At 69.1% G+C, this 25877-nt stretch carries 24 protein-coding genes and 3 pseudogenes; 13 read left to right on the forward strand and 14 right to left on the reverse strand.

Translation table 11 applies throughout. The features are described 5' to 3' along the window. Positions 1-6: 6 nt before the first annotated feature. Complete coding sequence (locus ACRXBZ_RS00115) at positions 7-1200, reverse strand: FAD-dependent monooxygenase (protein WP_433877198.1); 1194 nt, start codon at positions 1198-1200, stop codon at positions 7-9. A 151-nt stretch (positions 1201-1351) separates the two neighbouring features. On the opposite strand from ACRXBZ_RS00115, the gene ACRXBZ_RS00120 reads away from it, so the two are divergent. The 4 genes and pseudogenes from ACRXBZ_RS00120 to ACRXBZ_RS00135 form a co-directional block, all read left to right on the forward strand. After that, the gene (locus tag ACRXBZ_RS00120; protein WP_433877199.1) at positions 1352-1534 is read left to right on the forward strand and encodes a hypothetical protein; all 183 of its coding nucleotides are present in this window, start codon (positions 1352-1354) and stop codon (positions 1532-1534) included. A 57-nt stretch (positions 1535-1591) separates the two neighbouring features. Further along, a complete protein-coding gene (locus tag ACRXBZ_RS00125; RefSeq protein WP_433877200.1) occupies positions 1592-2701 on the forward strand; it encodes a sensor histidine kinase in 1110 nt (369 codons plus the stop codon). Beyond that, positions 2698-3351: a response regulator gene (locus ACRXBZ_RS00130; RefSeq protein ID WP_433877201.1), complete on the forward strand. Its 654-nt coding sequence runs from the start codon at positions 2698-2700 to the stop codon at positions 3349-3351. The genes ACRXBZ_RS00125 and ACRXBZ_RS00130 overlap by 4 nt, the downstream gene beginning before the upstream one ends. Positions 3352-3461: 110 nt before the next feature. Next, positions 3462-4067: pseudogene (locus ACRXBZ_RS00135) on the forward strand (polynucleotide kinase-phosphatase); the annotation flags it as partial. 84 nt (positions 4068-4151) lie between these two features. Here the strand turns inward: ACRXBZ_RS00135 and ACRXBZ_RS00140 are convergent. Further along, complete coding sequence (locus tag ACRXBZ_RS00140; RefSeq protein WP_433877202.1) at positions 4152-5630, reverse strand: serine/threonine-protein kinase; 1479 nt, start codon at positions 5628-5630, stop codon at positions 4152-4154. Between the two features lie 215 nt (positions 5631-5845). Here ACRXBZ_RS00140 and ACRXBZ_RS00145 point away from each other — a divergent pair, with 215 nt between their 5' ends. Continuing rightward, positions 5846-7078, forward strand: a complete 1233-nt coding sequence (locus ACRXBZ_RS00145; RefSeq protein ID WP_433877203.1) for a cytochrome P450 — start codon at positions 5846-5848, stop codon at positions 7076-7078. A gap of 99 nt (positions 7079-7177) precedes the next feature. Here the strand turns inward: ACRXBZ_RS00145 and ACRXBZ_RS00150 are convergent, their stop codons facing one another. From ACRXBZ_RS00150 to ACRXBZ_RS00165, 4 genes and pseudogenes are all read right to left on the reverse strand, one after another. Beyond that, positions 7178-7435 carry a hypothetical protein gene (locus ACRXBZ_RS00150; RefSeq protein ID WP_433877204.1) on the reverse strand — a complete coding sequence of 86 codons (258 nt, stop codon included), beginning with the start codon at positions 7433-7435 and terminating at the stop codon, positions 7178-7180. Between the two features lie 31 nt (positions 7436-7466). Further along, positions 7467-9149, reverse strand: a complete 1683-nt coding sequence (locus tag ACRXBZ_RS00155) for a sodium:solute symporter family protein (protein ID WP_433877205.1) — start codon at positions 9147-9149, stop codon at positions 7467-7469. A 259-nt stretch (positions 9150-9408) separates the two neighbouring features. Next, complete coding sequence (locus ACRXBZ_RS00160; RefSeq protein ID WP_433877206.1) at positions 9409-10587, reverse strand: ROK family protein; 1179 nt, start codon at positions 10585-10587, stop codon at positions 9409-9411. Between the two features lie 90 nt (positions 10588-10677). Beyond that, positions 10678-11616, reverse strand: a pseudogene (locus tag ACRXBZ_RS00165) (sugar ABC transporter permease); the annotation flags it as partial. On the opposite strand from ACRXBZ_RS00165, the pseudogene ACRXBZ_RS00170 reads away from it, so the two are divergent. Beyond that, positions 11611-11865: pseudogene (locus ACRXBZ_RS00170) on the forward strand (beta-glucosidase); the annotation flags it as partial. The pseudogenes ACRXBZ_RS00165 and ACRXBZ_RS00170 sit on opposite strands and share 6 nt — an antisense overlap. A gap of 106 nt (positions 11866-11971) precedes the next feature. Here the strand turns inward: ACRXBZ_RS00170 and ACRXBZ_RS00175 are convergent. Beyond that, positions 11972-12286: a GNAT family N-acetyltransferase gene (locus ACRXBZ_RS00175; protein WP_433877207.1), complete on the reverse strand. Its 315-nt coding sequence runs from the start codon at positions 12284-12286 to the stop codon at positions 11972-11974. 86 nt (positions 12287-12372) lie between these two features. On the opposite strand from ACRXBZ_RS00175, the gene ACRXBZ_RS00180 reads away from it, so the two are divergent. Then, on the forward strand, positions 12373-13377 hold the full coding sequence (locus tag ACRXBZ_RS00180) for a hypothetical protein (protein ID WP_433877208.1): 1005 nt from the start codon (positions 12373-12375) through the stop codon (positions 13375-13377). A 70-nt stretch (positions 13378-13447) separates the two neighbouring features. Here ACRXBZ_RS00180 and fahA read toward each other — a convergent pair whose 3' ends face one another. From fahA to ACRXBZ_RS00200, 4 genes are all read right to left on the reverse strand, one after another. Beyond that, positions 13448-14620, reverse strand: coding sequence for a fumarylacetoacetase (gene fahA, locus ACRXBZ_RS00185; RefSeq protein WP_433877209.1), 1173 nt, complete (start codon positions 14618-14620; stop codon positions 13448-13450). Next, positions 14617-15483, reverse strand: coding sequence for a hypothetical protein (locus tag ACRXBZ_RS00190; protein WP_433877210.1), 867 nt, complete (start codon positions 15481-15483; stop codon positions 14617-14619). Before ACRXBZ_RS00190 ends, fahA begins: the two co-directional genes overlap by 4 nt. Further along, the gene (locus ACRXBZ_RS00195; protein WP_433877211.1) at positions 15480-16679 is read right to left on the reverse strand and encodes a homogentisate 1,2-dioxygenase; all 1200 of its coding nucleotides are present in this window, start codon (positions 16677-16679) and stop codon (positions 15480-15482) included. The genes ACRXBZ_RS00190 and ACRXBZ_RS00195 overlap by 4 nt, the downstream gene beginning before the upstream one ends. 98 nt (positions 16680-16777) lie before the next feature. Then, entirely contained in the window at positions 16778-17302 is a 525-nt protein-coding gene (locus ACRXBZ_RS00200; protein WP_168588896.1) for a MarR family winged helix-turn-helix transcriptional regulator, read from the reverse strand. A 153-nt stretch (positions 17303-17455) separates the two neighbouring features. On the opposite strand from ACRXBZ_RS00200, the gene ACRXBZ_RS00205 reads away from it, so the two are divergent. The 3 genes from ACRXBZ_RS00205 (at position 17456) to ACRXBZ_RS00215 (ending at position 20564) form a co-directional block, all read left to right on the forward strand. Then, positions 17456-18499 (forward strand): LolA family protein, encoded by a 1044-nt coding sequence (locus ACRXBZ_RS00205; protein WP_433877212.1) that lies wholly within the window; start codon positions 17456-17458, stop codon positions 18497-18499. Continuing rightward, a complete protein-coding gene (locus tag ACRXBZ_RS00210) occupies positions 18499-19464 on the forward strand; it encodes an ABC transporter ATP-binding protein (RefSeq protein ID WP_433877213.1) in 966 nt (321 codons plus the stop codon). The genes ACRXBZ_RS00205 and ACRXBZ_RS00210 overlap by 1 nt, the downstream gene beginning before the upstream one ends. Before the next feature lie 248 nt (positions 19465-19712). After that, a complete protein-coding gene (locus ACRXBZ_RS00215; RefSeq protein ID WP_433877214.1) occupies positions 19713-20564 on the forward strand; it encodes an ABC transporter permease in 852 nt (283 codons plus the stop codon). A gap of 34 nt (positions 20565-20598) precedes the next feature. Here the strand turns inward: ACRXBZ_RS00215 and ACRXBZ_RS00220 are convergent, their stop codons facing one another. Further along, a complete protein-coding gene (locus ACRXBZ_RS00220; RefSeq protein ID WP_433877215.1) occupies positions 20599-20859 on the reverse strand; it encodes a hypothetical protein in 261 nt (86 codons plus the stop codon). A gap of 133 nt (positions 20860-20992) precedes the next feature. On the opposite strand from ACRXBZ_RS00220, the gene ACRXBZ_RS00225 reads away from it, so the two are divergent. After that, positions 20993-21997: an aldo/keto reductase family protein gene (locus ACRXBZ_RS00225; protein ID WP_433877216.1), complete on the forward strand. Its 1005-nt coding sequence runs from the start codon at positions 20993-20995 to the stop codon at positions 21995-21997. A gap of 147 nt (positions 21998-22144) precedes the next feature. Here ACRXBZ_RS00225 and ACRXBZ_RS00230 read toward each other — a convergent pair whose 3' ends face one another. Next, the gene (locus ACRXBZ_RS00230) at positions 22145-22423 is read right to left on the reverse strand and encodes a hypothetical protein (RefSeq protein ID WP_433877217.1); all 279 of its coding nucleotides are present in this window, start codon (positions 22421-22423) and stop codon (positions 22145-22147) included. A gap of 402 nt (positions 22424-22825) precedes the next feature. On the opposite strand from ACRXBZ_RS00230, the gene ACRXBZ_RS00235 reads away from it, so the two are divergent. After that, positions 22826-23545: a flavodoxin family protein gene (locus ACRXBZ_RS00235; RefSeq protein ID WP_168588902.1), complete on the forward strand. Its 720-nt coding sequence runs from the start codon at positions 22826-22828 to the stop codon at positions 23543-23545. A 39-nt stretch (positions 23546-23584) separates the two neighbouring features. Here ACRXBZ_RS00235 and ACRXBZ_RS00240 read toward each other — a convergent pair whose 3' ends face one another. After that, a complete protein-coding gene (locus ACRXBZ_RS00240) occupies positions 23585-24898 on the reverse strand; it encodes an MFS transporter (protein ID WP_433877218.1) in 1314 nt (437 codons plus the stop codon). 201 nt (positions 24899-25099) lie between these two features. On the opposite strand from ACRXBZ_RS00240, the gene ACRXBZ_RS00245 reads away from it, so the two are divergent. Next, on the forward strand, positions 25100-25834 hold the full coding sequence (locus tag ACRXBZ_RS00245) for a methyltransferase domain-containing protein (protein ID WP_433877219.1): 735 nt from the start codon (positions 25100-25102) through the stop codon (positions 25832-25834). Positions 25835-25877: the final 43 nt, after the last annotated feature.

The raw sequence follows: 25877 nt of genomic DNA on the forward strand, positions 1-25877 counted from the left end.
GCCGCATTAGCGCCAGGATTCGCCGCGCCGACGCGCGCGGAACCACCGCTGGCCGGTACCAGCAAGCAACTTTCCCTTGCGCACCAAGAAGTTCTGGTTCACGAGGTGCTGCTGGTACCGCCACGGCGGATGCGGGCCGTACCGACTGGCGATTGCGAAGGTGAAGTCCACGGCGTTGCTGTTGGCGTAGCGGTCGACGTTCTCGAACCAGGCCATGCTGGTGCGCGCGGCGGCTTGCGCCAGGCGCAGCTGCGCGTGGCCTTGCTCGTCGAACTCCTTCAACGCTGCGTTCGAGTCGCCGTGGTCGAACAGGTTCTGCGCGAGCGCTACCGCATCCAGCAGCGCCAACTTGGTTCCGGAACCGATGGTGAAGTGCGTTGTGTGCGCGGCGTCGCCGATCAGGATCATGTTGTCGTGCAGCCACGACTCGTTGTAGACGTGGGTGAAGCGCTGCCACGAAGCGGCTTTCCCGCGGGACTGGCTGACCAGCGAACAGCCCCGCAGCGGGCGGGCGAAGATCCGCTCCAGCACCCGCGTGCCCTCCTCGTGGCCTAGCCGATCCAGGCCCAGGTACCGCCAGGCCAGCTCCTGGCATTCGACGACGACGGTGCTGCCCCCGGCGCTGCTCGGGTAGGCGTGGAACCAGATCCAGCCCTCCGGGGTCTCCTCGAAGTCGTAGGTGAACATGTCGAACCGCCGGTCCGTGCCCAGCCAGATGTAGGGGTTGCGCCCCTGGTCCACCCGGGTGCCGAACTCGTCGGCGTACTGCCCCCGGATCCGGCTGTTCGCGCCGTCGGCCACCACGATCAGGTCGGCGTCGGAGAACTCGGAAAGGTCGTCGACGGCGCGCTCGTACTCGATGTGCGCCCCGACGTCCGTCGCCCGCTCGGCGAGGATCTCCAGCATCGTGGCGCGGTTGATGCTGTAGCCGTACCCCCCGAGATACGCCTTGTCCTGGCTGCACATCTCGATGACCTGTCCCTGCCACAACGTCGACGCCGCGCGGATCCGCTCAGCGCTTCCCCGGTCGTTGCGGTACAGCATGTCCAGCAGATCATCCCCGAACACGACGCCCCAACCATAAGTGGCGCCGCGCGGATCGCGTTCGATTACTGTCACGTCGTGCCCGGCGTCCCGCAGTTTCGTCGAAATGGCGAAGTACAGCCCAGCGGGGCCGGCTCCGATGCACACAATTTTCACGGCACAGCACCTCCTGGAAACAGGCGGGCAGCTGCGCAGGCGCACCGGGCGGCACGTCTTGTCCGCGTGACGCCCTCGTTGTACACCGCTCCCCGACTCGTCGCACCCGCAATCCAGCGGTCCACATGTCGGACCACATCGACACCACCGCGTGCAGGTGCGGCAGGCACCGGAGATCGCCGAACTAGTAGGCGCGGCCGACATCGTCCTGCTAGACGGCCACCACCCGCTGCTCGCCGACGCCGCCCTCAAGTGCGAGAGCCCAGGTCCCCGTGGGTGGCTGCAACGACTCCCCGAACTGGCGTGGCACCGTCGGCTACGTCGGGAAGAGTAGAGGCATGTTCGCTCCTCGGCCGACCCCTGCGCCGCCCGCATCGCGGAGACTGCGAACATGCGCGCGATGAAATCGCTGATCGGGGACGCCGTGCTCGCCGTCCTCATCACGTTGACCGGCATCGTCGGCACGTTGGGTGCCGACCACTGGACTGCGACCGCGCACCGGCCGATCGACGGCGTCGGCCTGGTACTGGTGGCGGCCACCGGGCTGGTCCTGGTGCTGCGGCGTCGCCAACCGGTGGTGACGCTGCTCGTCGCCGCCGCCCTCACCTCGACGTACCTGGTTCTGGGCTTTACCTACGGCCCGGTCCTGCTGGCGTTGATGATCGCGGTCTACACGTTGGCCAGGCACCGCCCGCCGGCCACCTCGGTGCCGACGGCGTTCGCCGCCCTCGTCGTGCTGCTGGTCCACATCTTCACCAGCGCAACCGCGGTGCCCGGCCTGCTCGGGGTGATCCCGGGTTCGGCGTGGGTGGTGGTGCCGTTCGCGGTGGGCAGTGTCGTCCGGTTGCAGCGTGAGGCAGCGTCCCGGGCCAGGGCCGAGGTGCTGCGCCAGCGCGTGGACGACGAGCGGTTGCGAATCGCGCAGGAGGTGCACGACGTCGTGGGGCATGGGCTGGCCGCCATCAAGATGCAGGCGGACGTGGCGCTGCACGTGCTGCCGAAGAAGCCGGAGCAGGCGGAGGTCTCGCTGGCGGCGATCAGCCGCACGAGCAGCGATGCGCTGGAAGAGCTGCGCGCGACACTGGCCGTGGTGCGCCGGACCGCCTCGCCAGGCCCGACCCCGGGCGTGGCCAGGCTCGACGACCTGCGGAAGCGGATGATCGAAGCCGGTGTTCAGGTCCAGCTGGTCACGACGGGTCGGCCGCGGGAGCTGCCCGCCGCGGTCGACCTGACCGGCTACCGGATCCTGCAGGAGTCGTTGACCAACGTGCTGCGCCACAGCGGCGACAAGCGCGCCGAGGTCACCGTCGACTACGCGACCGACGCCCTGGTAATCACGGTCACCAACCCGCTCACCGGCTCGCCGGACGACAGCGGCGGGCTCGGCATCCCCGGAATGCGGCGGCGGGTCGCGTCGCTGGGTGGCGAGTTCACCGCAGGTCCCACCGGGGACGGCCGGTTCGAAGTGCAAGCCCGCCTGCCCATCGAAGGACATCCATGATCACCGTGCTGATCGTCGACGACCAGGACCTGGTGCGCATCGGCCTGCGCACCCTCATCGACAGCGAGGACGACCTGACCTGCGTCGGCGAGGCCGCCGACGGGCTGACGGCGGTGGTCGCGGCGCGCGAGCACCGCCCGGACGTGGTCCTGATGGACGTGCGGATGGCCGGCGTCGACGGTCTGGAGGCGACCCGCCGGATCACTGCGGACCCAGATCTGCCGGACACCAAGGTGATCGTGCTGACCACCTTCGAGATCGACGAATACGTCTTCGCCGCGCTGCGCGGCGGAGCCAGCGGATTCCTGCTGAAGGACACCAAGCCGGTCGAGCTGCTCCGGGCGATCCGGCTGGTCGCCGGCGGTGAGGCGCTGCTGGCGCCGTCGGCGACCAGGCAGCTGGTCCGGGAGTTCGTGTCGATGGCGCCGCGGTCGCGCCGACCGCACCCGCAGCTGCACACGCTCACCGAACGCGAGCGCGAGGTGCTGGGCCTGGTCGCGGAGGGCTTGAACAACGAGGAGATCGCCGAACGCCTGGTGGTCAGCCCGGCGACGGCGCGCACCCACGTCAGCCGGGCGATGATCAAGCTGGGCGCGCGGGACCGCGCCCAACTCGTCGTCTTCGCCTACCAGTCGGGGCTGGCCGACTAACGCAACGCCGGTCATCCCAGAAACCGGTCGCACCGTTCACGAACGTGTAAAAACGTTCCGCGAGCCGACCCTTACGGTGCCGACGTTGGCCAGCGCCCGTACGGCGCTGGTCTTCCCGTGGCGATACCCGCCGCAACCGATACCTGGCGCACCGCAAGGCGTACGTCCGCTCTGCCCTGGCCCCGCTCGCCGAGTCCGTGCGGCTGGCGCCGTTCCAGGTGTTGGCCACCGAGGGACGGACCTACCACGGCGTGGAGCACGGCTGGCACCTGGCGTTGGCGGACCGGCTCGTCGGCACCGACCCGGAGTTGTTCGCCACCACCCGCCGGGTCGCGGTGGACACCACCGACCCGGCCTCGACCGCGGCGGGCATCGAGTGGTGGGAGGAGCTGACCGGGGGCGGCGGCGAGGGCATGGTGGTCAAGCCGATGGCGAACCTCACCAGGGGGCAGCGCGGCTTGGCCCAGCCGGGTGTGAAGGTGCGCGGCCGGGAGTACCTGCGGATCACCTACGGACCCGACTACACCGAGGCGGCGAACATGGAGCGCCTCCGCCAGCGGACCCTCGGCCGCAAACGCGGCCTGGCGACCCGCGAGTACGCGCTCGGTCTCGAAGGCCTGGAGCGGGTCGCGCGGGGCGAGCCGCTGTGGCGGGTGCATGAGTGCGTTTTCGCCGTGCTGGCACTGGAATCCGAGCACGTCGATCCCCGGCTGTGATCCGCCGCGGCGATCCGGGAGTTCAGCTCCACCCGCATCGCCGCGGCCCGGCTACGGCCCATCACCTGAACGCGCGGCGCAGGGTCACTGGCCGATCGGGACGAAATTGGACCAGGCGGTCTCGCTGAGCTTGCTCTTGCCGTCCCAGAGCTCGATCTTGATGCGGACCATGCCCTTCTCGCTCAGGTCCAGGTTGCAGTCCACCGGCGGACCGTCGCTGTTCAGGTCCTTGCACTCGTCCGTGCGACCGTAGTCGGTTTCCGACACGGTCTTGATCCACATGCCGTCTTTGTTGGTGTCGTGCGCGAAGAGGTGGTCGCCGACCGCCTCGAAGCAGCCGGTGCCGCGCTCCTCGCCCTTGAAACTGATCGACTGGCACCACTTGGTCTGCATCGGCTTCGACGGCGGTGTCTCGGGATCCGCCGACGGCTCCTGGGTCTCGGGAGCTTGCGTTTCCGTTTTCTGCTCGGGCGGCTGGACCGGCGGGGAGGACGGCGGCGGGGACGGGGGCGCGCTGGAAGGCAACGGGGTGGGGATCGGCGGCGCCATCGTCTCCCCTACCGGCTGCGAGGTTTCGTCCGCCGGAATCGCCTGGCCCGGCTCGGTGTGCATCATGGCCGCGACTGCCACCGCACCGGCCACGACCGCGACGACCCCGACCCCGCCCAGCACGTACCCCCAGCGCGCGATGCCGCCCTTGTGCATCGGTTCCGCTGGCGGCGCCGCGAACTGCGCCGGGATCGCCGTGACGCTGGTCAGTGCCTGGCGCGCCGCGCGGGCCAGCTCACCGGCGCTGGAGAAGCGCTCGGCGGGGTCCTTCGCCATGCCGCGCGCGACGATCTGGTCGAATTCGCGCGGGATGTCGCCGCGAACGCCGGTCGGCACCGGCGGCGGCTGGTTGAGGTGCGCGTTGATCAGCGACGCCGCGGTGTCCCCGCCGAACGGCTTCGTACCGGTCAGGCATTGGTAGAGCACGCAGGCCAACGAGTAGACGTCTGCCCGGTGGTCGACGGGGCCGTCGTCGAACCGCTCCGGCGCCATGTAGGCGAGCGTGCCGACGGTGTAGCCGGTGGAGGTCAGCGAGGCGGTGGGGCGCAGCGACGCGGCGATACCGAAGTCGACGAGGTAGGCGAAACCGCTGTGGCTGACCAGGATGTTCGACGGCTTTACGTCGCGGTGCACCAGGCCTTCCTGGTGCGCGGCGTCCAACGCCTCCGCGATCTGTTCCAGCACCGCCACCGCATCTGTCGGGCGCATCGCGCCGTTGGCGGCGAGCAGGGACCCGACGTCGCTGCCCTCGACCAGCCGCATGTCCAGGTACAGCCGGCCGTCGATCTCGCCGTAGGCGTGGATCGGGATGACGTGCGGCTCACGGAGCCGTCCGGCCGCGTGCGCCTCCCGCTTGAAGCGCTCGCGGAACTCCTCGTCGACCGCGAGGTGCTGGGCCAGCAGCTTGAGGGCGACGATGCGATCGTGGCGCGTGTCGTACGCGCGGAGGATCTCACCCATCCCACCCCGCGCGATCAATCCTTCCACCCGGTAAGGACCGAACTGCCACTTCACCGTGCGCAACTCCTCAAGACCGACCTCGCGCCATCCTATTAGGCGACTCACACGGTCCCCGCACGCCCCGCATGCCCCGAGCGCCACCTCGTCGACCACGCCTGGTGGTGACCGAAGGAGATCGGCTGAACACCGGCTGTCGCTGGTGAAGTTTCCGCTACGAACCGATGCAGATCGATGCGTCGCACGTTCCCGGCTGATAGAAGAAGTGGATCATGCTCGACCACCCGGCTGTGGAAAGGACCGGTCCGCCGATGTCGACCGACGGGACGAACGCACGCAAGATCGACCGGGGCGAACCCGAGACCGGCTGCCCGGTCAGCCGCGGCTCCGACGGCGTCTGGACGATCCGCAGCTATGCCGCCGCGCGCACCGCGTTGCGCAGCACCGACACCGTCCAGGCCGGGCTCGGGGTGGAGTCGCTCGAGAAGATGCCCGGCAAGATCCGGCGCCCCGTGCTGTACCGGGACGGACCGGAGCACCGGGAGCACCGGCGCCAGACGGCGAAGTACTTCACGCCGCGCCGGGTGGATGAGAGCTACCGCGCGCTAATGGAGCGGATCTCGGACGCCCAGCTCGAGAAGCTCCGCGGGGCCGGGCAGGCGCAGCTCTCGGAGCTGAGCTTCAACCTCGCCATCGACGTGGCCTGCGCGGTGATCGGGTTGACCGAGAGCCGCCCCGGCCTCAAGCAACGGCTGGAGCGGTTCTTCCCCGAGGAGTTCGGCAAACCGGGCTTCACCAGCCTCCACGGGCTCTACTGGGTGTGGCGGCAGGCCACCAACTGGTCCGGGATCTATTTCGGCGACGTTCGGCCCGCGGTGCGAGCGCGGCGCAAGCAACGCCGCGACGACCTGATCTCACACCTGCTGGACGAGGGCTGCTCGTCGGCCGAAATCCTCGGCGAGTGCATCACCTTCGCCGCCGCGGGCATGGTCACCACCCGCGAGTTCGTGAGCGTCGCCGCGTGGCACCTGTTCACCGACGAGGCGCTGCTCGACCGCTACCGCGCCGCCGAGGAGCCCGAACGCCTCGCGATCCTGCACGAGTTGCTGCGGCTGGAACCGGTCGTCGGCCACCTCAAGCGGCGCACCACCGCCCCTGTCGAGCTGCCGACCGACGACGAGGAGACGGTCACCGTCCCGGCCGGCGAGGTGATCGACATCCAGGTCAGCGCCACGAACACCGACCCGCAAGCGGTGGGCGACCAGCCGCTGGCGGTGTGCCCCGCCCGTTCCCTCAACGACGCCTCGGCCCCCGGGCTGTCCTTCGGGGACGGCGCGCACAAGTGCCCGGGCGCGAACATCGCGATCCTGGAAACCGACGTCTTCCTGAAGAAGCTGCTCGCGCTCCCGGGCGTCGAGATGTCGAAGCCGCCGCGCGTCTCGTTCAACGACGCGATCGGCGGCTACGAACTGCGCGGCATGGTCGTCTCCGTGCCGAAGCCCTGACAGACCGTTCCGCGTGAAGGGCACCCCCGCCAATCAACTTCGCAGGAGGTGCCCTTCACACATCATCTGGACCCGTGTATGTCCACATCGGACTTCTACTCAGGACTCCGGCCCCTCGTCCGCGGCGGGGGCTGCGATGGGTCGCAGCCGCGCCCAGACGGCGAAGGCAGCGGAGAAGACGAGCATCCCGATGCCGGAGTAGAGGTTGATGTCGATGCCGCCGGACTTCGCGACGTCGTCAGCGCCGGCCGTCGCACCGACGACGATGAGCACCACCGCGTAGATGCCGAACAGCAGCGCGATTATCGTCCGAATGTCGAAGGCACCAGCGGTGTGCCCCGAACCCCGGCTCGCCATGGGAAGACCTCCTTGTCTGCTTCGGTCAGCGTCAGCCGAAGACGATGTTGAGGGCGATGATCAGGACCAGGGCGATCCCGGCCAGCAGACCCGGCCGCCGGTACCAGCCCGCGTCCTCCCCACTGGTCGCGGCCTGCCGGCTGGCCCGCGGCGTCAACGAGTACACCAACCCCGCCAACTCCGTCTCCGGCTTCGGACGCGTCGCCAACGACACCACCACGCTCACCACGATGTCCACCACGAACGCCACACCCGCACCCACGAAACTCGCGCCCTGCCCCGGCAGGTCCAGCACCCCCGACTCCGACAGCCCGAACACCACCACCGCCGACACCGTGCCCAGCACCAGACCCGCCCACCCCGCATGCGGGGTCATCCGCTTCCAGAACATCCCCAGGATGAACGTCGCGAACAACGGCGCGTTGAAGAACGAGAACAACTGCTGCAGGTAATCCATCAAGTTCGAATAACCCGCCGCGATGAACGCCGTGCCCACCGCCGCCAGCGTCGCCGCCACCGTCACCCAGCGACCCATCCGCAGGTAATAACCATCCGCCCGGTCCCGCACCACGTACGACTGCCAGATGTCATAGGTGAACACCGTGTTGAACGACGACAAGTTCGCCGCCATCCCCGCCATGAACGACGCCAGCAACCCGGCCAGGGCGATCCCCAGAATCCCGTTCGGCAGCAAATCCCGCATCAACAACAAGATCGCATCGTTGTAATCCACACCCCCGCCACCGGTGCCACCGGCCTGCTTGTACGCCGCCAGCTCCGGGATCAGCACCGCCGCGATCATCCCCGGAATGACCACGATGAACGGGATGAACATCTTCGGGAACGACCCGATGATCGGCGTCCGCTGCGCCGCCGACATGCTCTTGGACGCCATCGCCCGCTGCACCTCGACGAAGTTCGTCGTCCAGTACCCGAAGCTGAGCACGAACCCCAACCCGAACACCAGACCCACCGCGCTCAGCACGCTGTTGTCGAACCCCGTCAACTGAGTGCCCGGCCACGCCGACAGCTGCGCCGCACCCCCCGGACCCGCCGACACCTTCGCCACCAGACCTTGCACACCGCCGACCTTCACCAACCCCACGATCGTCAACGGCAACAACGCCGCCACGATCACGAAGAACTGCAACACCTCGTTGTAGATCGCCGCCGACAACCCGCCCAACGCCGTGTACGACAACACGATCGCCGCCGCCAGCAACACCGACAACCACAACGGCCAACCCAGCAACGCATTCACGATGCTGGCCAGCAAATACAGGTTCACACCCGCGATCAAAATCTGCGCCACCGCGAAACTGATCCCGTTGACCAGATGCGCCGCCTTCCCGAACCGCCGCAACATGAACTCCGGAACACTGCGCACCTTCGAGCCGTAGTAGAACGGCATCATCACCACGCCCAAGAACAGCATGGCCGGCACCGCACCGATCCAGAAATAATGCATCGTCGGCATCCCGTACTCGGCACCATTCGCCGACATACCGATGATCTCGATCGCACCCAGATTCGCCGAGATGAACGCCAAACCCGTCACCCACGCCGGCAACGCCCGCCCCGACAAGAAAAAGTCCAGACTGGTGGAAACCGCACGCCGCGCCAAATACCCAATACCCAGCACAAAAGCGAAGTACAACGCCAACAACGCAAAATCCACCGCGTTGGCGTCAAGCAGCTGACCCTGAGCCAGCACCTGGGTACTGTCCCATCTCCCAGTGAACAAAGTGGTCCCTCTTTTCGCAGGAACGCCGGAGTGGACGTGCCGAGAACGCAGGACGCGAAGAAGATGTGCTCGACCGGGTCGGGTTCGACTCCGGTCCAGTATGTTGCCCGCAGGAACATATCACCGGAAGGCGCCGCGAAGAAGATTGCTTGATTGATCAAGCAGATTCGGCGTAACCGCATCGAAACGTGCGCTTTCCCCGCCGGGGCAACGGTTTCGGCCGTTCGGCTCAGCCGCTGGCCAAGACCTGCTCGAAGGCGAGCTCGGCGGCGCCGAGCAACTTGCCGTCGCCGCCGAGCGAGGACGTGACGAGCTTGGTGCCGCCCATCGCACGGCTGACCAGGCTGCGCTCGGAGAGCAGCTTGTCAACGTGGTCGATCAACGTGCGCGGCAGCGCGGTGAACAGATCACCGAGCACCACCAGTTGCGGGCACAGCAGGTTGACCACGTTGCACAGCCCGATGGCCAGCCACTCGCCGAACTCCCCGAGCCGCTGCAACACCTCGTCGGGCTGTTGCGCCAGCGCGTGCAGCTCGGCGACGACGACGCCGCGGGGCGAATCCTCCGGCAGGTCCAGCGCCCTGCTCAGGGCCCGCTCTCCCACCTCGGTCTCCCAGCATCCCCTGCTGCCGCAATAGCATTCGTGCCCGTCCGGCCGCACCACCAGGTGGCCGAGCTCCCCGACATAACCGCCGCTGCCCCGCAACGGCATGCCGCCGGAGATCACCCCGCCACCGACACCGACATCGGCTCCGACGAAAACCGCATCGGTCACTCCCCGCGCCGCCCCGCGCAGGTGCTCGGCGAGCACGCTGAGTTCCGCGTCGTTGCCGACTTCCACCCGCCGGCCGCCCAGCGCCTTGGAAAGCCAGTCGCCGAGCGGCACTTCGGTCCAGTGCAGGTTCGGTGCCTCGCGCACCATCCCGTCCGCGCGGCGCACCACGCCGGGCGCCGACGCCGCGACCGCCACGACGTCGACGCCAGCCTCCTCGATGAGCACCGCGCTGTTGTCGACGATCTTGGTGAAGACCTCGCGCGGATTCCGGGTGGCCGGGCGGAGGCTCCAGCTGCACCGGTTGAGGATCTCGCCACCGAGCCCGATCAGGGCCATCGCGACCTGCTCGACCCGGATGTCGACCGCCAGCGTCACCGCCGCGTGCGGCTGCGGCAGCACCAGCAGCGACGGCCGGCCGGCACCGCTGCGCTGGGCGGGCACGCGCTCCACGACGAGCCCGTCCTTGACCAGCTCGTCGATCAGGACCTTGATGGTGCTGCGGTTGAGGCCCATCTCAGTGGCCAGCGCAGTCCTGGTGCAGGGCCCGCCGATGTGCAGCCGACGCAGCAGTACCGCCCGGTTGTGCCGGCGCACCTCATCGGGCCGCGCTCCCGCGTGTGGTGTCGTGGTCAACTCGGCCGCATCCTCCGCCTGCTCCGGGCTTCGCCTTTGGGAAAAGCATTAGCACAGCGACCGCTTGCGCTGCGCAACGTCCTCCCCCGCTCAGCCTTCATGCTGCGCCGTCGAACGCCGCCGGGACAGCGCGTCCACGCCCGGGGCGGCCACCAGGACCAGGCCGGTGATGATGTTCACCGGGGCCGCCTGGAATCCGAGCAGGTCCAGTCCGTTCTGGACCGTGGCCAGTACCGCGCCGCCGAGGACAGCATCCTGCATGCGGCCCTTCCCGCCGAACAGCGAGGCGCCGCCGATGACCGCGGCACCGACCGCGAACAGCACGAGGTTTCCGTTGCCCGCGCTGCCGTCGACCGATCCGACCTTCGAGGTGTAGACGATGGCGCCCAGCGCCGCGACCGAGGAGCAGACGATGAACGCGCTCATCCTGATCTTGGCGACGTTCACCCCGGCTCGGTGCGCGGCATCCCGGTTGTTGCCAACCGCGTGCAGGTGCCGGCCGTAGCGGGTGCGGTCCAGCACGTGCGTGCCGACGACCAGCAGGAACAAGATGATCGGCACCACGTAGGGCACGCCGCGGATCGATGCCAGCTCGGGTTGCGGCGAGCGGTTCAGGGTCAGCAGGTACGTCGCGAGGCCGCCGCACCCGAGAATGGCGGCCACCTTCGCCACGACCAGCACCGTCGGTTGCGCGACGAGCCCGTGCCGGAGCTTGGCCAGGTGCCGGTAGCCCACCACGACGGCGTATCCCGCTCCGGCCAACAGGAATAGCAGCCAGCTGCCCGTCACGCCGAGGCTGCCGTTGGCGACGGCGAGCAGTTCCCGGCTCTGCCGGATCGATATCGTGCCGCCCGGTCCGACCAGCTGGAGCACCACGCCGGACCAAGTGATGAAGAGACCCAGCGTGACTACGAACGACGGGATGCGGACCTTTGAAACCGCGAACCCCGTCACGCACCCGATCGCCGCGCCGACCCACACCGCCAGCAGCATCTCCAGCCACGGGTTCGCGCCCACCCCGGCCAGAAGTTCATGGACCTACTGCGCGCCGACGAGGCCGATCGGGTGCCGATGTCGCGCATCGACGACGCCAATCGCCGCATCCTGACGAAGAAGTTCGAGCTCGGCCTGTTCGAGCGGCCCTTCACCGACCGCAGCTTCACCAGAACCGTCGGCAGCCCGGAGCACCGCGACCTCGCCCGCGAGGCGGTCCGCGCGTCGCAGGTCCTGCTGAAGAACGACGGCAACGTGCTGCCACTGGCCAACGACGGCGGCAAAACCCATCAACGATGGAGACCGCCAACGGCCCCGCTTCCCCTACGACTTCGGCATGAGGTACTGATCGGTCGTGAGTACGTAACCGGGCTCCAGCTCGGCTGCGCACTCACGACTGCGCACACCGCCGCAGAACGTAGGGCACGAGTTCTTCGTGGCAGAACAGCATTCCGATCGGACGCCCGAGCCGGCGCATCCCGGTCCACCGCCGCGCGGACCACCAATGCCCGACGCTGCGGCCACGCTGCGAACGGTGCACGACCACCCCACCCAGCCCGACCGCAATCACACGCTTCCCCCCGGCGCGGACCGTGATCGGCAGCCAGCCCGCACGGGCGACCAGTCGACCGCCGCGGCGAACGTGGCCTGGCTGCTGCTCCGGCGGGTCGTGAGTGCGTAACCGGGTTCCAGGTCGGCTGCGCACTCACGACTTCTCCACAGGTGGGCGAGTAGTCCACAGATACCCGGAATGCGCTGGTGGAGCTCTGCGTCGACGTGGATCTTGGAACTATGTCGAACAACCTGAAGTGCTCCCGTTACGTATCGCTCTCCGCCGAGGACCGGGAGCGCTGGGCAAAGCTGGTGGACAGCCAGCACGGTGTGGTTTCCGGCGCGCAGATCCGTGAATTCGGCCTACCGAGGGAGTTTCCCCAGGCGCAGATCGAGGCGCAGCGGTGGCAGCGAGTGGTCCCCGATGTCTACGCGGTCTTCACCGGGCCGCTGCCGAGGTCGTCGTTGATCAGTGCCGCACTTCGGTACGGGGGACCGTGGACAGTGCTGAGCCACCGCACTGCGGCCGAAGAGTGGGGGATGCTGCCGGTGGCCGAGGATGCGCCAGTGCACATCACGGTGCCCTACAAGCATTCCGCGGTTTCGCAACTGCCCTTTGTCCACGTGCACCGCTCGCGCGCATTCCAGCACATCATCGCGCCGTCTGACCCGCCGAGAACGAGCAGGGAGGACACCGTCATCGATCTGGCCGCGGCCGAACCGACGGCAGACCAGGCCCGTGATCTCGTGGTTCAGTTGATCGGTGCGAATCAGATCGCGCTGTGGCGGGTGCACGAACAAGTTGAGAACCGGCCACCGTACCGCCACCGCAAAGCAGTGAAGCAGGCGCTTGAACTGCTGGCCGGGGGCGCCGTTTCCGTTCTGGAGGCGGAATACCTGCGGAGTGTGGAACAGGCGCACGGACTTCCGACCGCCCGGCGGCAGTCGCCGTTCGTCGTGGACGACATCGTCCTATGGGAGGACGTCGTCTACGACGCCTCGGGCGTGCCGCTGACCGTTCGACTGGATGGCCGGGAGTTCCACGCGACCAAGCGCATAGCGTTCCGGGATCGACGCCGCGACAACGCGGCCGAACTCGCCGGCAGGGCTCGGCTGGTGTACGGCTGGCACGATGTCCGCAAAAACCCGTGCGCGGTGGCCCAAGAGGTTTTGGCAGTGCTGCGTCGAGAAGGTTGGGCAGGTGCACACCACGCCTGCCCGCACTGCCCGGCACAAAGCTCGTGAGTACGTAACACGGCTCCAGCCCGGTTACGCACTCACGAGCTTGTCGGCTCGGGTACCCGTACAACCTATTTCAACGGGCGGGGCGGATCCGACCGGAAACTTCGCCGAATCCGAGGCGGGTGCCGTCGGGCCCCGGGGCCGTGGCCGTGATCGTCACTTCGTCGCCGTCCTGGAGGAACGTGCGCTGCTCGCCGCCGACCTGGACGGGTTCCTTCCCTCCCCAAGTGAGCTCGATGAACGCTCCGCGCTGGTCCTTCTCCGGGCCCGAGATCGTGCCGGACGCGTAGAGGTCCCCAGTTCGACTGGTGGCTCCGTTGACCGTCATGTGCGCCAGCATCTGGGCCGGGGACCAGTACATCTCCCGGTACGGCGGGCGGGCGACCTCGTGGCCGTTCCAGGACACCGCCAGGTCGATGTCCAGGCCCCACGGTTCGGCTTCCTGCAGGTACGGCAGGGGTTTCGGGTCCTGGGCCGGGATCGGGACGCGCGCGGCTCCCAGTGCGAGCAGCGGCACCACCCATGCCGAGATCGACGTGGCGAAGCTCTTGCCCAGGAACGGGCCCAGCGGCACGTACTCCCACGCCTGGATGTCGCGCGCCGACCAGTCGTTGACGAGCACCGCGCCGAATACCCGGGTGGCGAAGTCCTCGGCAGAAACGACGGTGCCCAGCTCGGAGCCGGTGCCGACGACGAAACCGAGCTCGGCCTCGATGTCCAGGCGGCGGCACGGGCCGAACGTCGGCACGTCCTCATCCGGCGCCTTGCGCTGGCCGCTGGGGCGGACGACGTCGGTGCCCGACACCACAACCGTTCCACTACGCCCGTGGTAGCCGACCGGAAGGTGCTTCCAGTTCGGCATCAGCGGTTCGGCGTTCGGCCGGAACAGCCGGCCCAGGTTCGACGCGTGGTGCTCGGAGGCGTAGAAGTCGACGAAGTCGGCGACCTCGATGGGCAGGTGCATGGTCACCCCGGCGACGGGGCGCACCGCCGCATCCGGCACATCGCCCGACACTAGTTCGGTGATCTGCTGCCGCACCTGCACCCACCTGGCGTGCCCCTGCGCCATGAACGCGTTCAGCGTCGGTTGCGCGAAGACCGCGTCGCCCAGCGCCACCGCCAAGTCCACAACGGACTCGCCGACACGGACGCCGACGCGCGGCTCGGTGCCGGCCGTGGAGAACACGCCGTAGGGCAGGTTGTCGAGCCCGAACAACGAACCGCCCGGGATGTCGATCATGGTCAAGAATCGGCTCCTTCTCCGCTAAGGACCTGGGCCGGCACCAGGCCCAGGTCGATCAACTCGGTCAGCGGCTCGATGATGCTGCACGTGCCGAAGGACAGGAACAACTCGCGGGCGGCCGCGACCCGCGCGGTGTCCAGGTTCGCGACGCGTTCTGCGATCTTGCGCTCGTCCCGTTCGGCGAGGACGGCGGCGATCTCGGTTTCGTCGGCGAAGTCCACGGCCGCATCGGTGGCCAGCAGCAGGTTCAGGTAGCCGTGCTGCTCGAAGCCGGTGTTCGGGTCGGTGTTGCGGATCGCGTGGTGCAGTCCGGCGGTCGCCTTGAACGGCACCCGGGCGTCGACGACCGCCCGGATCGCGGCGGCCAGTTCGGCCTCGTCCGGGTAAAGCTCGGCCTTCACCCCGCCGGTGCGGAACTTTGCCTGGTAGCGGGTCGACGCGCAGGTGGCGATGACCTCCGGGCGCCGCTCGTCCCGGGGTACCTCGACGAATACGGTCACGTCGTCGGCCGCCGGGCAGGCCCCGTCGAGCTCTGCGAAGAACTCCACGGGAGCCTGCCCGGGGGGCACCGCGACCTCCAGCGCCCGCAGGCACACCGGCAGCGATTCGGCCGCCGCGAACACGGCCGGGAGCTGCCGCGGCCCGTTCGGCGCGGTGACCGAGAGGCGGAGCGTCCCGCCGGTTTCGAGCAGTCCGCCGAGCTCCGCGAGCGCCGGTGCCGCGAGGACCAGCGGCCCGACCAGCTCCGCGTAGGGGGTAGCCGCGTACCTGGCGTGCGCGGCTACGGCTTCGGGCAGCGGCGAAAGGCCGGGCGGGAACACCGCGGCGTCATCGCACAACGAGTTCGCGAAATCGGGCACGCTCACTGCTTCGGCCCCCGTCCCGCCCAGGTCCAGGCGTAGCCGGGATCTTCGGCCGCCCGACCGCCCTCGCCGAGCTCCAGCGGGCGGAACGTGTCGATCATGACCGCCAGCTCGTCGAAGAACTCCACCCCGATGCTGCGCTCGTACGCCCCGGGCTGCGGCCCGTGCGAGTGCCCACCCGGGTGCAGGGAGATCGAGCCCTGGCCGATTCCGGAGCCCTTGCGCGCCTCGTAGTCGCCGCCGCAGTAGAACATCACCTCGTCGGAGTCCACGTTGGAGTGGTAGTACGGCACCGGGATGGACAGCGGGTGGTAGTCGACCTTGCGCGGCACGAAGTTGCACACCACGAAGTTGTCGCCCTCGAAGACCTGGTGCACGGGCGGCGGCTGGTGCACGCGGCCGGTGATGGGCTCGAAGTCGGATACGTTGAAGGTGTACGGGTACAGGCAACCGTCCCAGCCGACCACGTCGAACGGGTGCTCCGGGTACACGAACCGGGTGCCGACGATGCCGCTGCTGCCGCGGTGCTTGACCAGCACCGCCACGTCGGTGCCGTCGGCCAGGACCGGCTCGGTGGGGCCGTGGAGGTCGCGCTCGCAGTACGGCGAGTGTTCCAGCAGCTGGCCGAACTTCGACAGGTACCGGCGCGGCGGCGTGATGTGCGAGTTGGCCTCGATGCAGTACGCCCGCACCGGCTCGTCGCCCTGCGGCAGCCAGCGGTGCGTGGTCGCCCTGGGCAGGATCACGTAGTCGCCCTGCCGGAACGGCAGCGCGCCGAACACCGTCTCCACGACGCCGTCGCCGGATTCGACGTACACGCACTCGTCGCCGATCCCGTTGCGGTACAGCGGGGAAACCTCGCCCGCGACCACGTAGGAAATCCGCACGTCGGCGTTGCCCAGGACCAGCCGGCGGCCGGTGACGACGTCGTGGCGCTTCCACTCCTGGCCGCCGAAGAGGTCGTGCAGCTTCAGGTGCCGCGGCCGCAGCGGGTGGTTCGGCTCGGTCTCCAGGCCGGGCAGCTCCCAGACCGACGAGTCCACCAGCGCCGACGGGAGGTTGCGGTGGTACAGCAGCGACGAGTCGCTAGAGAAGCCCTCCTCCCCCATCAGCTCCTCGTAGTACAGGCCGCCGTCCGGCCTGCGGTGCTGGGTGTGCCGCTTCGGCGGCACCTCGCCGACCTGCCGGTAGTACGCCATCGACCCCGCCTCCTCGCAACGGTCCAGGGCATCGTCGCCCCGACGTCCATTTAGTTAATGTATTTACCACTTGCCCAGTCGCGCAACAGCCGGACAGATCAGTTCCGGCCGCGGATGTCGAACTGGTCTCGGTTGGTGATCAGCTTGTCCAGCAGCATGATCAGGATGCGCTGCTCGGTCTCCGTGAGCACGCTGGTCCACTCGTGCTCCCGCTCGTTCTGCGCACGGAACACCTCGACCATCTCCTGCTGCCCGGCTTCGGTCAGCGACAGCAGCACCGAACGGCCGTCGCGCTCGCCCGGCGCCCGGTCCAGCAGCCCGTCGGCGACCAGCGTCTTGGTCAGGTTCGACACCGCGGCCCGGCTCATCCCGGTCAGCTCGGCCGCCTTCTTTGCCTCCAGCGGGCCGGCCAGCCAGGTGACGAACAGCAGCCGGAAGCCCGACCAGGACCGGCCGCGGGGCCGGTGCACCGCCGCCTCCAGGTCGTAGGTGACGATGTTGGACGCCCGGTTGAGCGTCAGTAGCACCTCGGTGGCCAACTGGTGCCGGAAGCCGTACTCCGTCGCCAACCTATGGTTCGCCAGTTCGACGAAGGACCAGAAGTCCAGCTCGTTCGCGGCCATCGCACCCCCATTCCGAACTGATCAATACATGAACTATCTCAGGTCCGCTCGCGAAGCACCAGCCTGAGCCGGTTCTCAGCCTGCGGGCCGCTCTCAGCGTTATCTCAGCTGCCTTCAGACACCCTTGGTCACAGGACCCGACAGGAGGATCTGATGAAACGCAAGCACGTTGCTTACGCGGCGACCGCCGGTGCCGCGGCGGGCGTCCTGGGCTTGACCATGCTGGCGCTGCCCGCCGGCGCGGGTGCCGCCCCGGCGCTGCCTGAGGTGGCACCGGAGCAGCTGGTGGAGTCGGTGATGCGGGCTCAGCCACCGGCGCTGACCGCCACCGTGGAGGTGGACAACGCGCTCGGATTACCCGCGATCCCCGGCGCGGGGCAGGCCTCCGAGATGCTCGCCAACGGAACCAGCAAGTTCCAGGTGTGGGCCGACGGCCAAGGCCGCCACCGCGTTTCGGTTCCCTCGCACAACGGTGAGCTGACCGTCGTCAACGACGGCTCGACGGTGTGGAAGTGGGACTCCGCCGAGCAGAAGGTCGTCCGCTCCCCCGAGCACGCGCCGGAAGCGGCAGAGCACGCGGCCCCGGCTGACCCTGCTGCGACGGCGCGCGAGATCATCGACAAGCTCCGCCAGACCAGCGACGTCAAGGTGGACGGCACGGCCAGCATCGCTGGCCGCGACGCCTACGAACTGGTCTTGACGCCGAAGCCGACCGAGCGCACGTTGCTGCGCGAGGTGCGGGTCGCGGTGGACGCGGAGAAGCGCGTTCCGCTGGAGCTCTCGGTGCTCACCAACGGCTCGAACGACCCGGCGCTGCAGGTCGGATTCAGCAGCGTCGACATGAGCACGCCGGACCCGTCCCTGTTCCAGTTCACCCCGCCCGCAGGCGCGAAGGTGGAGGACGGCAAGGCCGAGCACTCGCCCCAGCAGCGCCCGGCCCACCCGCAGGGCGAGCACAAGGTCGTCGGCGACGGCTGGGATTCGGTCCTGGTGGCTCAGCTGCCGCAGCAGGAGAAGCAGAACGGCCAGGACCCGCGCCAGATCGCCGAGCGGGTCGGCAAACCGATCAGCGGGCCGTGGGGCAACGGCTGGATCATCGGGACCGCGGCGGGCAACGCCCTGCTGACCTCCGACGGCCGGGTCGCGGCCGGCGCGGTGCCGGAGCAGGTGCTCACCGCCGCTCTCGGCGAGGCGTGATGACGAACGCAGTCGAAGCGGTGGGGGCGGCTGCGGCCGCCCCCACCGCGGGCGATCTCGCCGCGCGGACCGTGGGCCTGCGCAAGACGTACGGCAAGACCGTCGCAGTAGCGGGCGTCGACCTCGCGGTGCCGCGCGGCGGGGTGGTCGGCGTGCTCGGCCCCAACGGTTCGGGCAAGACGACCACGATCCGGATGCTGCTCGGCCTCACCGCCCCCACTTCGGGGGAGGTCGAGCTGCTGGGCCACCGGTTGCCGGAGCACAGCGGACGGGTGCTGCCGCGGGTCGGCGCGCTGGTCGAAGGGCCCGGCTTCCACCCGTTCCTGTCCGGTCGGGAGAACCTGCTCCGCAGCGCGGCGATGGAACCGGCGCTGCGCGGTCCGGAGATCCGCGGGGTGGTCGGACAAGCGCTGGAACGCGTCGGGTTGGACGCCGCCGCCGGACGGCGGTACCGGGGCTACTCGCTCGGCATGAAGCAGCGGTTGGGCCTGGCTGCAGCCCTGCTGGTGCCGCGCGAGCTGGTTGTGCTCGACGAGCCCACCAACGGCCTGGACCCGGCAGGCACCCGGGAGATCCGCCGGATCATCGCGGAACTACACGAGGCGGGTACGACCGTGCTGGTGTCCTCGCACCTGCTCGCCGAGATCGAGGCGACCTGCACGCACGCCGCGGTGCTGCACCGGGGTTCGCTGGTCGCGCAGGGCGAGCTGGCCGCCATGCTGGAGTCCGGCGCTCCGCACCTCGTGGTGTCCACACCGGACGTTTCCAGAGCCGTGGCGACACTACACGACAAGGGCGTGGCGGCGCGGGAGGAAAGCGGAGCAGTCCGCGTCGAATTGTCCGATGTAGACTCATCCGAGGTAGTAGCGATGCTCGTGCACGCCGGGGTGCCGGTGCAGGAAGCGCGCCGGGCCCGGACCGGGCTGGAGGACCTCTTCGCCCGGTTGACCGAGGAGGAACTTTGAACCCTCTCCGGTGTGAACGCGGAAGATTCCTGGCTCGGACTGCTTACTTGCCTAGGAGGCAAGTAAGTCTGACGTCCGCAACGCCAGCCGGGACGGAACCCGCCCGGCCCCCGACAAAGGAGGTCTTTGATGCTGGCTTGGTTCTCGCTCAGCACGTTGATCAGCATAGCCGGTCACTACACGACCGGACACGAGGGATCGGCTCCGCCGCGGCCTGAAGGCCGGGACATCTGCCGATTGGAGATCAGGTGACGGCGACAGCTGCAGTCACGACAATAACGCGGACATCGGCCCCGCTGGGCCGAGTCCTGCTCGCCGAGCTGCGATGGGTGCTGCGGCGGCCACGCAACCTGCTGGCGCTCCTGCTGCTCGCAGGCCTTCCGGTGCTGCTCGGCACCGCGATCGCCGTCACCGGCGGGCCCGGCAGCCGCGGCGGCGGTTCGATCCTCGCCGCCGTGGCCGGGAACGGGCTGGTGCTGCCGGTCGCGGCCCTCGTGCTCGCGCAGTCGTTGCTACTGCCGCTGGTGGTGGCGATGGTCGCGGCGGACGCGCTGGCCGGCGAGGCTTCGCACGGCACGCTGCGCGGCCTGCTGCTCGCTCCCGTGGGCAGGGTGCGGCTGGTCGGCATCAAGGCCTTCGGCGTGCTGGTGCTGGCGGTGCTCGCGGTGACCGTCGTCGCCGTCAGCGGTGTCCTGACCGGACTCGTCATCGTCGGCGGCGACGGCATGGTCACGCTCTCGGGGACCACGCTGCCGATCGGTTCGGCGCTGGGCCGGGTGGCGCTGGCGGCCGGGTGGTCCGCGGTGCAGATGGCCGCCGTGGGGGCGGCCGCGCTGGCGATCTCGTCGCTCACCGAGCACCCGCTGGTGGTCATGGCCGCCACCATGGGCGGCCTGATCGTGTTCGGTGTGCTCGGCACGATCCCGGCCCTGGACTGGTTGCAGCCGGTGTTGATCACCACGGACTGGTCGGCGGTGATGGACGTGCTGCGCGATCCGATGAGCGGCGACACGCTGGTCACCGGCCTGTTCCGCGCGGGGTGCTACCTGCTGATCGGCCTGTCCGCCACCATCGCGCGCGTGGTCACCAAGGACGCCTGACGGTGCGGGGGCGGCGACGCCTCCGCACCCGGCATCAGCGCTGGAGCACCGCGTGGAGCTCCAGCCAGGCGGCCTTCAGCAGCACGCGCGTCGTTCCGGCCCGCCCCAGGACCGGGGTCGTGCGGGCACGGCGAGGTGGTCGTTGCTGCCGTTTGTGGCGCACGTAGAACCCTTCGATCTTGCTGGGCCGGGCGCCACCGCGCCCGCCCGAAACCGACGCCTGGCAAGACCCCGTTGTCCCGCCAGGCCGCACGCCGTCCGGGGTCGTGCCCCGTCCGGAGCGTGCGACGGACACATTGCTCGTTACTCGCCGGTTGCGCAAGGAAAATTTCGGTGCTCGCCGCGATCGGCGCCTCCGCGACGCACGTCGCCCGCGCCGGACCGACCGGGTAAGTTCGGCTCCGTCCGTCCGCGTTCGAAGGGGAGTCATGGAATTCCGCCATCTCGGCCGCAGCGGCCTGGTCATCAGCGAACTCGCCTACGGAAACTGGATCACCCACGGATCCCAGGTCGAGGAGGACGCCGCGACCGCGTGCATCCGCGCGGCGCTAGACGCCGGGATCACCACGTTCGACACCGCCGACGTCTACGCCGCGGGCCGCGCCGAGGCCGTCCTAGGCCGCGCGCTGCGGGGCGAGCGCCGCGCAGGCCTGGAGATCTTCACCAAGGTCTACTTCCCCACCGGGCCGGGCCGCAACGACCGCGGCCTCAGCCGAAAGCACATCGTGGAGTCCATCGACGCCTCGCTGCGGCGACTGCAGACCGACTACGTCGACCTGTACCAGGCGCACCGCTACGACCCGGAAACGCCGCTGGAGGAGACCATGGAGGCCTTCGCCGACGTGGTCCGCAGCGGGAAGGCGTTCTACATCGGGGTGTCGGAGTGGACCGCCGAGCAGATCCGCGCCGGGCACGCGCTGGCCCGGGAGCTGCACGTGCCGCTGGTGTCCAGCCAGCCGCAGTACTCGGCGCTGTGGCGGGTGATCGAGGACGAGGTGGAGCCGACCTCGGCGGAGCTGGGCATCGGCCAGATCGTCTGGTCCCCCATCGCGCAGGGCGTGCTCACCGGCAAGTACCTGCCCGGGGCCGCCCCACCCGCGGGTTCCCGCGCCACGGACGAGAACGGCGGCGCGACGTTCGTGTCCCGCTTCCTCCGCGACGAGGTATTGGAACGGGTGCAGCTGCTCAAGCCGCTGGCCGACGAGGCGGGGCTGTCACTGGCGCAGCTGGCGGTGGCCTGGGTGCTGCAGAACCCGAACGTCTCGGCGGCCATCATCGGCGCCTCCCGGCCCGAGCAGATCACCGAGAACGTCGCGGCCTCCGGGGTGAAGCTGGAGGCCGAGCTGTTGCGGCGCATGGACGAGATCCTCGCCCCGGTCGCCGAACGCGACCCGGGCAAGACCGCCGAGAACGCCCCGAAAGCCCGGAAGTGACCGGCGCGGCTAGTGGCTGAGCCGCTCCCACACCGACGGCTGGCGCGGTGCCGGCACGAACGGCGTGGACTGCGCAGCCGAGTGACGTCGTCTCGCGCGCGACACAGCGCCCGCGATCAGCCCGACCACGGCGGCGAGCAGGAGGATTCAGAGCCCGACGACGGTCGACCGGTCGACGGTGAGGTCACCTCGCACGCCGATCGAGAAGGTGGCGAAGAAGGCCCAGCACACCGCCGCGGTCGCGGTGGCTGCGGGCACCGTCGTGAGGGCCGAGACGATGGCGACGAGGATCGCCAGCAGCACCACGACGGCTGAGGGGCGCGCCGTCTCGTCCACCGCGATGCACGCCGTGACGACCACGAATCCGCTGGCGAACCCGAGCGGATATCCGAAACCCCCTGGCAGAACCTGCGATTCCGAGCGCATCATCCGACTACTAGACGCCTCCGGAAGCCGCTGTCCGCGAAGTTTCCGCCGCCTTGACACCCACCAGCGCAATACTGACAAGACCATGACGGCAACTTACTCGGGACCCGGTTCGCGCAACGGGAATGGCAGTGGACCGAGCGCTACCGGTCGCAGCCGGAGACCCTGCGCTACGCCCGGCACGTGGCCGACCGGCGGCGTCGGGACCTACCGCGAGCACTGCCGCGAAATCGCCGCCGACGATTACCGGGGCTTCCGCCTCACCGCTAGACGCTGCCCGCCATCGGTGTTACCTGGATCAACATTCCTCGCGCCGCCCGCTCCCCCCGTTCGGCGAGTTGCCCGGTGCGGCGCTCGGTGCTGCACTTACCGCTCGGGAGACGTTGCCGGGGGGCGAGGACGATGACCGAGGCGACCGAACCAGTTTTCGACAACCTTCGCGCGCTGTTCATCAACTGCACGCTCAAGCGCTCGCCGGAGCGCAGCAACACCGAAGGCCTGCTCGAACTCAGCTCGGGAATCATGCGCAGCAGCGGCGTCAAGGTCGACAGCATCCGCGCCGTCGACCACGACATCGCCGTAGGTGTCTGGCCGGACATGACCGAACACGGCTGGGCCACCGATGAATGGCCGCAGCTGTACCAGCGGGTCCTGGCCGCGAACATCCTGGTGCTGGCCGGTCCGATCTGGCTCGGGGACAACAGTTCCGTGATGAAGCACGTCATCGAACGGCTCTACGGCTGCTCGTCGCTGCTCAACGACGCCGGCCAGTACTCCTACTACGGACGCGTCGGCGGCTGCCTGATCACCGGCAACGAAGACGGCGTCAAACACTGCGCGATGAACGTCCTCTACAGCCTCCAGCACCTCGGCTACACCATCCCGCCGCAGGCCGACGCCGGATGGATCGGCTCGATCGGCCCCGGTCCGTCCTATTTGGACCCCGATTCCGGTGGTCGGGAGAACGACTTCACCAACCGCAACACCACGTTCATGACCTACAACCTCATGCACGTGGCGGCGATGCTCGATCGGGCGGGCGGCATCCCTGCCTACGGCAACCAGCGCGCGGAGTGGGACGCGGGCTGCCGCCCCCACTTCGAGAACCCCGAGCACCGCTGAGCGGGCCCGGGAGTGGCCGACGACCACTCCCGCTCCCCGCTACCTCTCGGTCGGTTCGACGGTCAGGTCGGCATCGCGGGTCTCGCGCATGAACCAGACGCACACCGCGCAGATCACGGCGATCAGCGCCACGTAGGCCGAGATCGGCAGCGACGAGCCGGTCCAAGCGATCAACTGGGTGGCCAGGATCGGGCTCAGCCCGCCGCCGACGATGCTGCTGGCGTTGTAGGCCACCGACGAGCCCGTGTAGCGGTAGCGGGTCGCGAACAGCTCCGGCAGGAATGCGCCCATCGGCGCGAACAGGGCCGCGAACGCGATCATGCCCACCGACATGCCGATGGCGATCAGCACCGGCTGCTTCGTGTTGATCAGGGCGAACAGCGGGAACGCCCACGCGATCGCCAGGATCGCGGCACCCAGGCAGACCCGGCGCCGACCGACCCGGTCCGAGTACATCGCCAGGACCGGGGTGGCGATGCCCATCACCGCGACCGCGATCATCGCGCAGATCAGCAGCATGTTCTTGCTCAGGTGCAGCACCTCGGTACCGTAGGACAGCGAGAACGTGGTGATCGTGTAGAACAGCGTGTGCGCGAGGATGAACGAACAGGTCGCCAGCAGCAGGGTTTTGGGCTGGCGCCTGAAGACCTCGACGATCGGCGCCTTGGCCTTTTCCTGCTCCCGCATGGCCTTCTCGAACACCGGCGTCTCCGCGATCTTCATCCGGATGTAGTAGCCGACGATGATCAGCAGCGCGCTGGCCAGGAACGGCACCCGCCAGCCCCACGAGTCGAACGACGCCTCCGATATGGTTCCGCCGAGCACGAGGAAAGCGGAACCGGCGATGACGAAGCCGACCGCCGGACCGACCTGCGGGAAGCTCGACCACAGCCCGCGCTTGCCCTCCGGCGCGTACTCGGTAGCCAGCAGCACCGCGCCGCCCCACTCACCGCCTAGCCCGAAACCCTGCACGAACCGGCAGGTCACCAGCAAGATCGGCGCCGCGACGCCGATCGTCTCGAATGTCGGCAGGAGACCGATCGCCACGGTGCCGGTCCCCATCAGCAGCAGCGAGACGATCAGCATCGTCTTGCGACCGATGCGATCGCCGAAGTGGCCGAACACCACGGCCCCGACCGGCCTGGCGATGAACCCGACGCCGAAGGTGGCGAACGCCGCGAGCGTGCCCGCCAGCGGCGAGAACGTCGGGAAGAACAAGTGGCCGAACACCAGCGCCGCCGCGGTGCCATAGATGTAGAAGTCGTAGAACTCGATGGCGGTGCCGATGAAGCTCGCCGCGACGATGCGCCCCTTGGGCACCGCGGTGGGTGGCGAGCTGACAGCGGTAGACATGGGCACTCCTCGATGACCGGGTGGACAGCGCGAACGGCGCCGAAGCCGGTAAATCCTCTCCCCTGGAACGCGCGCTGTGAAGATCTCGAACCGGGAAATTTCGCCGGGGCGGTGCAGGCCCTGCGGCGTCCGGCCCGGACGACTGGCCACTGGTGGCGCCGTCACCCTAGGCTGGGTGGTGCCGACCAGCGGGAGGTGCGCATGACCGACCAGTCCGTGCCTGCGGTTTTCGAGCGGGTGCTGCCGTTGTTGACGCCCGCACCGGAGCATCCGGACACCAGTCGCGGATACCTGGACCTGCTCGGCGCGCAGGGCGAGGCGCCGTCCGGCCCGATCCAGTCGTTCTGGGAATCGAGCGCCGGTTCGGCCCTCTACGACCACGCGCAGTCACTCGCCCGGCGCGTGCTCCCGATGTGGTTCGGGCTGCCCACCCGGGCGCATCCGCCCGCCGGTGGGCGGGTGCTGGACATCGGCTGCGGGCCCGGCAACGTCACCGCCCGGATGGGGAGCGCCGTCGGCCCGACCGGGCTCGCGATCGGCATCGACGTCTCCGGGGCGATGCTCGCGCGGGCCGCCCGCACCGAGAGCACCGGCAACGTCGGGTTCATTCGCGCCGACGCGCGCGAGCTACCGTTCCCCGACGGCACCTTCGACCTCGTCACCAGCTTCGCCGCGCTGCAGCTGATCCCCGACCCGCACGAGGTGCTGGCCGGGATGGCACGGGTGCTCGCCCCCGCCGGCTGGATCGCGGTCATGGTGCCGACGCCGCGCGGCAGCCTGCTGCACCACGCGGCGAAGTTGGTCGGCGAGCGGTCCGGCCTGGAGTTCTTCGACGCCGCCGAGGTTGCCGAGTCGCTGCAGGACGCCGGAGTGGGAGCCGTGCACACTCACCGCAGCGGCCCGGTGCTGTGGATCACCGCTCGACGGACGGCGTAGTTTCCACAATGGACGTTTCGCGGCGGAGCCGCGGACGGGCCGC

This window comes from Saccharopolyspora hattusasensis (genome assembly GCF_050972075.1).
Classification (GTDB): domain Bacteria; phylum Actinomycetota; class Actinomycetes; order Mycobacteriales; family Pseudonocardiaceae; genus Saccharopolyspora; species Saccharopolyspora hattusasensis.

Excerpts from the sequence above, each read along its gene's own strand:
- ACRXBZ_RS00125 (WP_433877200.1), top strand. The coding sequence starts at position 1,592 with ATGCGCGCGATGAAATCGCTGATCGGGGACGCCGTGCTCGCCGTCCTC.
- ACRXBZ_RS00130 (WP_433877201.1), top strand. The coding sequence starts at position 2,698 with ATGATCACCGTGCTGATCGTCGACGACCAGGACCTGGTGCGCATCGGC.
- ACRXBZ_RS00145 (WP_433877203.1), top strand. The coding sequence starts at position 5,846 with ATGCTCGACCACCCGGCTGTGGAAAGGACCGGTCCGCCGATGTCGACC.
- ACRXBZ_RS00150 (WP_433877204.1), bottom strand. The coding sequence starts at position 7,435 with ATGGCGAGCCGGGGTTCGGGGCACACCGCTGGTGCCTTCGACATTCGG.
- ACRXBZ_RS00180 (WP_433877208.1), top strand. The coding sequence starts at position 12,373 with ATGTCGAACAACCTGAAGTGCTCCCGTTACGTATCGCTCTCCGCCGAG.
- ACRXBZ_RS00195 (WP_433877211.1), bottom strand. The coding sequence starts at position 16,679 with ATGGCGTACTACCGGCAGGTCGGCGAGGTGCCGCCGAAGCGGCACACC.
- ACRXBZ_RS00200 (WP_168588896.1), bottom strand. The coding sequence starts at position 17,302 with ATGGCCGCGAACGAGCTGGACTTCTGGTCCTTCGTCGAACTGGCGAAC.
- ACRXBZ_RS00205 (WP_433877212.1), top strand. The coding sequence starts at position 17,456 with ATGAAACGCAAGCACGTTGCTTACGCGGCGACCGCCGGTGCCGCGGCG.
- ACRXBZ_RS00210 (WP_433877213.1), top strand. The coding sequence starts at position 18,499 with ATGACGAACGCAGTCGAAGCGGTGGGGGCGGCTGCGGCCGCCCCCACC.
- ACRXBZ_RS00225 (WP_433877216.1), top strand. The coding sequence starts at position 20,993 with ATGGAATTCCGCCATCTCGGCCGCAGCGGCCTGGTCATCAGCGAACTC.
- ACRXBZ_RS00230 (WP_433877217.1), bottom strand. The coding sequence starts at position 22,423 with ATGCGCTCGGAATCGCAGGTTCTGCCAGGGGGTTTCGGATATCCGCTC.
- ACRXBZ_RS00235 (WP_168588902.1), top strand. The coding sequence starts at position 22,826 with ATGACCGAGGCGACCGAACCAGTTTTCGACAACCTTCGCGCGCTGTTC.
- ACRXBZ_RS00240 (WP_433877218.1), bottom strand. The coding sequence starts at position 24,898 with ATGTCTACCGCTGTCAGCTCGCCACCCACCGCGGTGCCCAAGGGGCGC.
- ACRXBZ_RS00245 (WP_433877219.1), top strand. The coding sequence starts at position 25,100 with ATGACCGACCAGTCCGTGCCTGCGGTTTTCGAGCGGGTGCTGCCGTTG.